The organism is Microcoleus sp. PH2017_28_MFU_U_A (assembly GCF_020738035.1).
In the GTDB taxonomy this organism is placed as follows: domain Bacteria; phylum Cyanobacteriota; class Cyanobacteriia; order Cyanobacteriales; family Microcoleaceae; genus Microcoleus.
The window spans coordinates 1-9,950 of record NZ_JAEQCX010000179.1 but is presented as its reverse complement, the minus strand read 5'-3'; the positions used below and the strand labels follow the sequence as shown (position 1 = coordinate 9,950).

The window sequence follows — 9,950 nt, the reverse complement described above, 5'->3', positions numbered from 1 at the left end:
ATCTATATTACCTGTTTATCTTGCACTTTTTTCTCCCTCGCGCCATCTAAACCTATGCCACGCAATATGTGATTGATTTTTCAGCAAGCCCTATTTAGCTCAGGACATTCTCAAAATTGACGCCTACCATGATGAAATGGCTTTGCGCTTAGCACTTCATCTGACGATGGAAAGCCGATTCCACACCAGTGGCATTTACAAAGTGGAGACACTCCTACAAGCGCTATTGCCCCAAACGGTAATCGATCTAGCTCGGTCAGACCGCAAACAAACTTACAAGCTGACGAATAACTGGAATCGCAGCCTGGAAGTGCTGCTGAAACTCAAGCGAGGGTTTCAGATCGAGTTTGACCAAGACACTTACCCAGAGTGGCTGAGACCTGGTAGCAAGTCTCGAAAAAAAATAGGATACTTTGACACGCTGTTGGCAGCTAAAATCACCATCCATCCGCCAGCACCTATCCCCAAAATGCTGGCAACCAGGGCTGAACTCAAACAGGTTCAGCCGCGCCTGAAAGCATCTTCCAAGCCTAAACTGACAAGCAATGAGATAAAAGAAGCAAGGGTAGCCAAAGGTTGGAGTCAGGCACAATTAGCAGGTTGGCTAGGGATGTCGCAGCGTTATGTATCCATGCTGGAACGTGGAGAGCGAACCCCTGCACCAGAAGTGGAATCACGAATCTGGCACCTACTAATCATCTCAGATTGACGTACTGCGATTACGTTTCATCTCCAGTTTGAAAGACTGGGGTTCTCACACGAAGCGCCATAGGCTTCATCCAACTTGCTCTCATCAAGGTGCCACTACAGACCAACCCTTTCCCGGCTGGTTTATTTTTTCTGCGAAGAATGCTCGGACTGTTCTGAAACTTGTTCTAAAAAAAATAGGTATTTAAAATTACCCTCAAATTCCTACTAGCTCCCGGTTTGACGGTTAGAACAAAACCTCTAGAATGCCGCGACAAAACCTCTAGAATGCCGCGACAAAACCTCTAGGATGCCGCGACACTTCATTTTTGAAAGTTTTACTACGTATGGTTTTCAGCTTTTAGAACAACTCTTATTAGTCTGATAAGACTAAATACGCTGCCAGATACCGCAACGATCGACCTGACAAGATGGAAAAGACAGTCGCACACCAATAAGCGTGCAAATGTAGCGCTGCGGAACCCATGCCACCTTTCTGTGGAAAATGACTGAACAGCGGTCAATACCCCCTGCCCAATTAACAGCAGTCTCTTTGGTGTGGCTTGCGACTGCCACAATTCCTGACATTTACATTTTTTACGTCGGAGGAAAAAATGGTTGTAGCTACAACTACCTGGCACAAGCCGCCACTCGCCAGACACGCAGCAGTTTACGAAGACCTAGCCGACATACTCGAAGGCGCTACCCCCAGCGCCATCAAACTCGCCCTCTACCTGTACAGAACCTGCATCGGTGGCAAACCAGAGGAAATCGACATCCATTGCATCCCCCTAGGCGAAAAACGAGCCACAAGAGCCCGCAACGGCAAACCTTACAGCGCCAACACCAGGCGGACAGCCCTCAGACAGCTCGAAAAATTCGGCTTGGTCAAAATCCTCAAAAACTATGGGCGTGGCATTTTCCGCATAGCAGTACAGCACCTGGGCGAAGTTCGCCCCTTCATTCATACCCACCCAAAATTCCAAAAACTGAGCAATCAATCAAAAAATCAACGCCAACAGTCAAAAATTGAGCAAACAGAGGGTTCAAACCCTGATAGTGCCGTACTCTTTACAAAGGATAAAAAAGGACAGCAAAGCACTGAAAATGTTGCTGCTGTTTTTTTAAATCTTTTTGAAGAAAAAGAAAATTTAGCAAAGGCAAATATAAAACCAAAAAATGTAGAACCAAAAGTTGCTACTCAAGTCCAGACCAAAACCAGTCAGTCAAATGAAAATTTACAAGAAAAATTAGAAATTCTGGATGAGAATAAATGTTCCGCCCCAACGACTGAATGTCTGAACACTAATTCAGATAAGATTCAAGCGATCGACGATGCGACAATACCTTGCAGTTCAGAACAAACAGGTTTGACCTCCGAACCCCCGCAAAAACTACCCACAAAACTCGACAGCCTCGACCATCAAAGAATCTCTGGCGCCGAACCAACAATAACCAACAAAACTTTCCGGTTAAATCTCGAAACATCTTCCTTTGTTAATCCTGAAGTCGCTAAAATTGTCGAACCAGTTGTAATGCCCAATTCCAAAGCAACTGAAATTGCCGACCCTGATGTAACTGAAATTGTCGAAGCGGTTGCGATTGCTAACTCCGAAGCAACTGAAATTGTCGAAGTAGTTACAATTTCCACTTCTGAAGCGATTGCAATTGCCAACCCTGATGTAACTGAAATTGTCGAAGCGGTTGCGATTGGTAACTCCGAACCAACTGAAATTGTCGAAGTGGTTGCAATTTCCACTTCTGAAGCGGTTGTAATTGCCAATCCTGATGTAACTGAAATTATCGAAGTGGTTGCAAATGTTAATTCCGAAACGACTGAAATTGCCGACCCTAATGCAATTGCTAACTCTGAAGCGGTTGCAATTACCAACCCCGATGCGACTCAGATTGTCGAGATAGTTATGCAAGCCACAGGAGGGATGAATCCCGAATTGAGAGTTTGCGTCTTGCAGTACAACTTAGAGGAAATCCAAGCAGCCGTAAACCTGCTGCAAATCAGAAGCCAAACAAAGCAAATATCTAACCCTTCTGGATGGATCGTTGACTGTTTGCGAGGTTGTTGGTGGGAACAAACTAACGATTTTCCAAACTCGAACCCAGCAAATGTTGTTTCGTCTCCAGCTTCAACAGGCTCCTCTCCAGTTCCAAAAAATTCTCCTTCTGCACATACAACAAGAATAACTGAGGATTATATTGACCCTCACTATATGCCATTAAAAACTCACCAAAAGTTATTCAAACAGTTCCAAGAACTAGGCGAAGAAGCTTTCGTATCGCTAGGTATTCAGCAGCAAGTTTACTTGCAGTGGATACAGCGATTTCCTCAGCAAGCAAAACAAATTTTGAGCAAATTGTCTACTACTTAGCTATTTATAGCCTTGTTCAGAAACAATACTTCGGACAGTTTTTTAACAACTCTGTAAGCGTTACAGCGTAAGCCCTGGAATTTTTAATGATTTTTTGAAACTCAGGGCTAGACTTAAAGATTGAAAAAATAGTCATCCCTATAACCATCAAGGGTTTGAGATACTCGATTAGATCTAAAACTGTCCGAAGTATTGCAGAAAGATGAGGTACTCATGAGCATAGGGCATAGGGCATAAGACTCCGTGGGTATACCTCACTTTTTTGAGAAAAGCCATAGCTCAATACGGTTTACTTAACGCTTTTTTAGAAATTTCATCTGACGATTTTCTAAGCAATATAGACATTTTTTGCAACTCAGATTCTTCTTAAGTAAACCGTATTGGGCCATAGCTTAGTTGTGAAAACAGTGATTATCCAACCTCTCTAGACAGCTTTTAATCCTTTACACAACTTTTTCGAGGCGTTGCTTAATCAGGGTATGAAAATGGATAACTTGAAAATTCAGAAGATTGACTGACTCGCTTGCTTCATTTTTTCACATTGAGTTGTTCATACATTAAATCAGCAACGCCCTTTTTCCACAGTTCAATTAGCAACAAAATCAAAGGAGAATACCAGACATGGCAGTCAGTTTAGTTGACAAAATTATGCCGAGCAATATTGATGCAGAGGAAGCAGTTTTAGGCGGAATTCTGATCGATCCAATTGCCATTAAAAGAGTCGCAAATATTCTACATCCCGAAGCATTGGCAATTACAGTTCACCAACATATTTATCGGGCCGCTTTAGCGCTGCACTCTAAGGATCAGCCCACAGATTTGATGAACATCACTACCTTCCTCGACAACCACAACCTGCTGGAAGTAGTAGGAGGTCTAACCAAACTGGCAATGCTCGTAGACCGGACTGTTTCAGCCGTCAACATCGACCAATATGCTTTGCTAGTTGTGGACAAGTTTGTCCGGCGCGAACTCATCAAAGCTGGTAATGACATCGTACAGCTTGGCTACGAAACTTCCAGCGAATTAGGTGCGATACTAAATAAAGTCGAGGAAAAGATTTTTGCCCTCAATAAGTACAAAGAAGAGCGACAAAAAGCTATTCAGCCTCTCTCAGAATACTGCGGGGAGCTTTGGCGATATCTAGATGAAATTGAGGAAGAGCGCTTGAAGACTGCTAACTACTTTCCTGGAATCAGCACAGGGTTTTACGACCTCGACGACCTACTGGGAGGGGGATTTTACCGAGGTGAATTGATTGTCATAGGAGGTCGCCCCGGCAGCGGCAAAACAGCTTTGGCTTGTGCCCTTGGCTACAACATTGCTTCCCTTCCCACGAACGGTCGAGTTTTGATGTTTTCGATGGAAATGCCAGGTCGGGACTTGGCAGCGCGACTAATAGCACTTGAGAGTGGGGTGTCGGTGAAAGATATCAGGAAAGTTAACCTAGCTGGTAAGTACGAAGTGCTAGCTTCGGCTTTAGGGAAAGTTAGCGATGCTGATTTTTGGATAGACGAAAGTTTGGAACCATCTCCTTTGGAGATTCGTTCCAGAGTTAGGGAGTTTGTTTGTGAGCGCGGCCCCTTGGGTTTGGTAATTGTTGATTATCTGCAATTGATGGTGAATTCGGCGGATGAAAATGTTGTCAATAAAATCAGCGAAATTACGCGGCAGATGAAGATTTTGGCTCGGGAGGTTGATGTACCTGTTTTGTTGCTTTCTCAGCTTAATCGGGGAGTAGAGGCTCGCGCGAACAAACGTCCGAGTTTATCGGATTTGCGTGGCTCTGGTGGAATTGAACAGGATGCGGATGTTGTCCTTGGAGTTTACAGGGACGACTATTATAATCCTGATTCTCCCGATCGGGGAACGGCTGAAATTATTGCGTTGAAAGGACGGAATAGCGGGACGGGAACGGTTAAGTTGCTGTTTGATGCTGAATGCTGTCGGTTTCGGAATATCTATAAACTTGGGCAATTGGCAAGGTGACACAGCCTTTGGACTGACATTCAGCAGCCTAATCTGTACTTCCTTGAAAATTGTTAGACTGGGCTTTTTTCTTGTTGGTGCAAAGATTCGGCAAATTCACGAAGTTGGGCAAGCGCTTCTTCTGATAAGTTTTCAAGCATTGAATTTAGCTGCTTTTTATTACTATTTTCGGTACAATTGGTGACGAGAGATTGTGTCGGCATCAAGCGAGGATTCGCGTTGTAAAAAATTTTCAAATAGCTGAAAAAATGTATCAAGCGCTTGGGATTCATCTTTTGAATAAAAAAGGATAATTCGCGCCCAAGATTGAGTAGATGGCTGGTTAAATTGCTTTTCTATCCAGTCTTGAAATTCGGCAAATTCTTGTTCCTGTTCAGTAACAGGAATTCCGAGTTGGCGACAGGCACAAGTATAACCATCTAAAAAAGCTGGCAGACTAAAGATAGAACGCTTGCCGAGATAAAGGGCGGGTCTACTTTTGATTTTATCTAAAAGCTGATAAAAATTGTTGTCTGCTGTAATTGAGGGTGTAGCTTGAGGATTTTTCCAGGCATATTCGTTGAGGGAGGTGGGCTCTGAGAGTTTTTCTCCTTGGTTAAATTCTGCAAGGAGTTCAAAAAAGTAATTGAAGGCTTCTCTATCATTGATGCAAAAAAGTTGAATGATGTTTGCCCAAGAGTTAACGGTTTTGACTTTTAATTTTTTGTGAATCCAAGGTTGAAAGTCTCGATAAAACTCCTGTTCTTCGGAAGTGATTGAGATGCGTAAATCTCGCTTTGCTATTTTGTAGCCATTTAAAAATATAGGTAGTCCCATGTAGGTAAGGATAGACACAACTCTTTTCATGTAAAGCTTTCAGAGATTAGAGTCAACCTCGCAGACCAGAAGTATCTTGGCTTTTTTCATGCATTTGCAGCTATAAAGCCAAGACATCAACGAAATAATAAGTACTCTGGGCTATTTTATGGGAAGGTACTTACCTCTTTTTACATGGCAATAAATCGATAAAATTACTGCTGGCAGGGAGTTTCAACCATCCTTACCTTCTGGGCACTACCAAAATATAAACAGGTGAGGCAGGGAAGTTTGCCCTAAATATTGGGTGGGTTGGTTTTTAATTTGTGCGAGAATCTCATAAAGTTGACTCATTTGATTGACCTTCGTTTTGGTTGAAAGTTGTACTATCAAATTCTGTAATGATGAATTCTCCACTAATGGATTGAAAGTCGTTTAGCCAATCTTCGCGGGTTATTCCTGTAACTGATAAATTATCGAAAACTAAGCCTTGAACTTCGATGCCATAATGCTGTGTCAAAAGCTAAGAATGCTGCTTGAGTTTAGCGGGAGTATGTCAATTGACAGAGTTTTGGGCAATCGCATTTTGCTTCAAAACAGCTTCAATTTCCGCTAACTTCTGACGCAAAACCTCCTGTAATTCCACAAGTTGCTCAACTTCAGACTCCTCCAATACCTGTGGTGACAGCTTCTTCAAATTCCCAGCAGCCAGTCTAACCTGCTTGAGTTGCTGAGCCGAAGCTGGAAACTTAGCGAGATTAGAATTGATAATTTCCTTCACCAATTTACGTGTTTGAGCAGCCGACAATTTCTCGGCATAAACTTGGTTAGTTGCCTTAACTCGAATGGGCTCCGCCTCTTCTGGTAAAACTCCCAAATTCTTAGCAGAGAGTTTAGACAGAGCCATAGCGTGAACCCCCTTGAGTCCGCTCCGAATCGCCAGTTTTAGATCCGCCGCAATTGACAGCATGGGAAAAATATTGGCATCAATCGAGGCCGGATTGAGTTGCAAATCGAGTAAACCTTCCATTACAGTTCGCTCTTGCTCATCTAAGTCTAAAACCTCCAAACCTTGTCGTTGTTCTTCAGGCGTTGCCCTCACCAACTCAGAAACCAAATTCATGCGCTTTTGCACGTTCAACCGCCGCACAGCAGTCGAGAGAATGCGGGGGATATTTGCAGGCTCTAAGTCAGAAGAAGCAGTTAACTCGCGGACAATCGCCTCAGCTTTGTCTAGGGGATTGAGGTCTTCTCTATGCAGAGAGGTAAGTAGCGCCTTGCGGTGCAAAGATGCTGGCTCTGGAATAATAACAGCTTCCAAGGCTGGCCAGCCCAGATTTTTAGCACTACGCCAGCGTCGCTCTCCATCGAAGATTACCAACTCTCCCCGCTGAATTAAGATGATGGGTTCTAACTGCCCGTCGCTCGTGAGGGAGCGCGACATTGATTCGATACTAGAAGGCAAAAATGTCTGCCTGGGCTGTTCGGGATTGGGTAGAATCTGGTCGAGGGGAACTGAGAGAACCCCTCCCGCAACTTGCAATTGCTCTCGCAGAGCAGCTAGCTGCGCTTCAAGTTCGGCCGCACCGGACTTTCGCAGCTCTTCAACTTCGGTTCTTAATTTCTGAATTTCTTCCTCAGCCTCGGATAGCTGCATGGATTGCTTGGCTGCTGAAAAGTAACTGGTCAAGTCGGGAGTTTTACGGGCGGCCATAGGGATTTAAGATTTTTGATTGGGAGTGAACAAAAGAAAATTTGCTTTATTTACAGAAGCAATTGACAGTCGAAAATGGAACTAGGCTCAAGACTTACGCTACATGAGTCGATTTTTATACTACCCATAGTAGTAATGTCCCCGCAGTAGTAATGTGCTTGTTGCGCACCCTATGGAATTCATTTGATCTCTATTCATCTGCCAGTCGTTTGAGCATTAGCCACAATTGAGTTTGACTGTGGCCTGGGGCACTGTTTAGAATTTTTGACCAAACTTTTACGTCATTTTATCCAAGCATTCGACCGTTATCTTCCTCCATTGAGTCGGCACTGGGACAAATTCAGATTTATAGCATTCGTCAGGAGTCAGGAGTCATGTCAAATCCGTTGGCATCGGAATTTTTCGTCTCTCTCTTCCCTTTCTCTTTATCCTCTGCGTCCTCTGCGGTTTAATCAATCCGGTACAACCGCAATTGATATCAGGAGTCAAGAGTCAGGACTCAGGAGTAAAATACTTGTATATCAAAGGTTTCAGCAATCATCAATGTCCGGCGCGGCTCTGGCGGTTGCTATACCTTGGCGGTTTTTTCGGCCTTGGTTGGCTTGGGATATAGCCTGTGCGTAAGTCCTGCTACTTCTTCTTTTTGGTCTTTTGGTTGTCTGCTGAAGTAGCTTTATTTGGCATCAAACTGGCTACGTGCTTGACAATTTCCTTAAAGTCGCCCAGGGCAGGATGAAGGGGGCGATAAATGTGTAAAGGCAATCCCTGCCCGCTGGCGTTGATAAATTCTGCACTGTCCCGAATCGCGGGGAAAGTGCGGATATTCATCTGCTCTAATTGAGCTGGCAAAGACTCTAAAAGTTGTCGGTGGGTGGCTCGTTTTGCATCGTATTGGTTAGGTACAAACCCGATAATTTCTGGCTGGGGCTTGAGGCGCAAGTGCTTGCAATGATGGTAGTACCATTCCAATAAGTGAGCCGCGCCCTGAATGGATTTTGGTTCTAACTGTACTGGCACTGCTATGTGAGTGGCGGCAGCTAGCGCCATTAGGGGCAAAGGGCCCAACGTGGCGGGGCAATCAAAGATTATCAGGTCGTGTTCTAGGGGATAGTCGGTCAGGCAATCGCTCAGAAGGTAAGCGCCACGTTTGTGCAAAACTAACTCGTCTGCTGTTTGTGTCAACGTCATTCCACCCTGACAAACTGTTACATTATTGGTGTGGGAAGTCCAGCTAGGAGTGAGGGGCCAAGAGCCATTGAAGCCGTCTCGGAGGACGGCGGACAGTGTGTGTTCTGGTTCTGGTGGCATCAGCCCGCAAAAAAGGGTTTGCGATCCTTGGGGATCTAGATCCATGATGGCGACCCGGAAACCCTTCAAGCCTAGTTCGTAGGCGAGGTGGACTGAAAGTGTGGTCTTGCCACTGCCACCAGCATTGCTGATAACTGCTAATCGAATTTGCATGGTGTTGAATGAAGTAAGTGGTTTAAAGATTGTAGAGCGAGATTGTCAATCATATATCGATATATGAGAAAATTTGCGATAACCAGATTGAAATACTATCAGATGTGTGTTTTAGCGATCGACCTCAAGAGCTAATTAGAGACGAGATTGGGAAACACGGCTCGGCTTAAAAACCTAAGACTTGAGCTTGCCTAAATAGAAGGAACGATGCGTGTGAAACAGGTGTTGCCAGAGCGAAATTTCAACTAGGCATGGATCAGAATTCGGCGATCGTCTTGAGTTAGAGTTCGGCGATCGTCTTGAGTTAGAGTTAGGCGATCGTCTTGAGTTAGAGTTAAAGTTCTAAATTCGCATTTTTCTGCTTCGCAAGTCGATCGTACACTGTGGCTTGCAACAAATCCGAGAAGTCAGCCAACTGTTGCAACTCGGTCTTTGCAAGTTTTGCGATCGACCGTGTAAAATCCGTGCGTGAGGTTTGTAAATTAAACCCGTGTTGGTTTTTGATTTCTATGCAGCCGTTTTGAACTCGGAACTGCCATTCTGAACCTATGACTTCGTTGGTTTTTAGATCCGCCTGCAAACAATTCGCCAGGACGAGGCAGCAGCCGGCTAACTGGGAGAGCAGAGCAACTTTTTCTTCCTCTGCAATCAATGCTGCTTTTTCTGCAACCAGTTCTTTCTCGACTTGTTCCCTATATTTTTGAGCGAGGATAGCTTTTTCTCGTTCGAGTTCTTGTTGTGTTACAGCCCTTTGGCGTTCTGCAAGCATCTGGTTGATGGCGTCAGAACCGGGTTGTAGCAAAGCAATTGACCTAGATCTGTAATTGGTGGCAGTTTCTTCTGGTTCTGGTTCGGGAAGCCATAAGTTTAAATCTAATACAGTTTCTTGGGAGTTGACAGCAGTGTAATACTGTCGG

The 9,950-nt window shown here is 44.4% G+C and carries 8 protein-coding genes; 3 read left to right on the top strand and 5 right to left on the bottom strand.

Going from position 1 to position 9,950, the window contains the following annotated elements:
• Positions 1-136 precede the first annotated feature (136 nt).
• The 3 genes from JGK14_RS32510 (at position 137) to dnaB (ending at position 5,063) form a co-directional block, all read left to right on the top strand.
• Positions 137-709: a helix-turn-helix domain-containing protein gene (locus tag JGK14_RS32510; protein ID WP_325315950.1), complete on the top strand. Its 573-nt coding sequence runs from the start codon at positions 137-139 to the stop codon at positions 707-709.
• A 592-nt stretch (positions 710-1,301) separates the two neighbouring features.
• Positions 1,302-3,074 carry a hypothetical protein gene (locus tag JGK14_RS32505; protein WP_325315949.1) on the top strand — a complete coding sequence of 591 codons (1,773 nt, stop codon included), beginning with the start codon at positions 1,302-1,304 and terminating at the stop codon, positions 3,072-3,074.
• Between the two features lie 621 nt (positions 3,075-3,695).
• The gene (gene dnaB, locus JGK14_RS32500) at positions 3,696-5,063 is read left to right on the top strand and encodes a replicative DNA helicase (RefSeq protein WP_325315948.1); all 1,368 of its coding nucleotides are present in this window, start codon (positions 3,696-3,698) and stop codon (positions 5,061-5,063) included.
• Positions 5,064-5,225: 162 nt separating this feature from the next.
• On the opposite strand, the gene JGK14_RS32495 is transcribed toward dnaB, so the two are convergent.
• From JGK14_RS32495 to JGK14_RS32475, 5 genes are all read right to left on the bottom strand, one after another.
• Entirely contained in the window at positions 5,226-5,897 is a 672-nt protein-coding gene (locus JGK14_RS32495; RefSeq protein WP_325315947.1) for a hypothetical protein, read from the bottom strand.
• A gap of 298 nt (positions 5,898-6,195) precedes the next feature.
• Positions 6,196-6,378, bottom strand: a complete 183-nt coding sequence (locus JGK14_RS32490; protein ID WP_293204109.1) for a papain fold toxin domain-containing protein — start codon at positions 6,376-6,378, stop codon at positions 6,196-6,198.
• Between the two features lie 36 nt (positions 6,379-6,414).
• Positions 6,415-7,572 (bottom strand): ParB/RepB/Spo0J family partition protein, encoded by a 1,158-nt coding sequence (locus tag JGK14_RS32485; protein WP_325315946.1) that lies wholly within the window; start codon positions 7,570-7,572, stop codon positions 6,415-6,417.
• A 630-nt stretch (positions 7,573-8,202) separates the two neighbouring features.
• Complete coding sequence (locus tag JGK14_RS32480; RefSeq protein WP_325315945.1) at positions 8,203-9,033, bottom strand: ParA family protein; 831 nt, start codon at positions 9,031-9,033, stop codon at positions 8,203-8,205.
• A 334-nt stretch (positions 9,034-9,367) separates the two neighbouring features.
• Positions 9,368-9,950, bottom strand: a 583-nt coding sequence (locus JGK14_RS32475; protein ID WP_325315944.1) for a hypothetical protein, incomplete at its 5' end; no start/stop codon positions are given.

Coding starts and splice junctions, on each gene's coding strand:
- JGK14_RS32510 (WP_325315950.1), top strand. CDS start 137: ATGGCTTTGCGCTTAGCACTTCATCTGACGATGGAAAGCCGATTCCAC.
- JGK14_RS32505 (WP_325315949.1), top strand. CDS start 1,302: ATGGTTGTAGCTACAACTACCTGGCACAAGCCGCCACTCGCCAGACAC.
- dnaB (WP_325315948.1), top strand. CDS start 3,696: ATGGCAGTCAGTTTAGTTGACAAAATTATGCCGAGCAATATTGATGCA.
- JGK14_RS32485 (WP_325315946.1), bottom strand. CDS start 7,572: ATGGCCGCCCGTAAAACTCCCGACTTGACCAGTTACTTTTCAGCAGCC.
- JGK14_RS32480 (WP_325315945.1), bottom strand. CDS start 9,033: ATGCAAATTCGATTAGCAGTTATCAGCAATGCTGGTGGCAGTGGCAAG.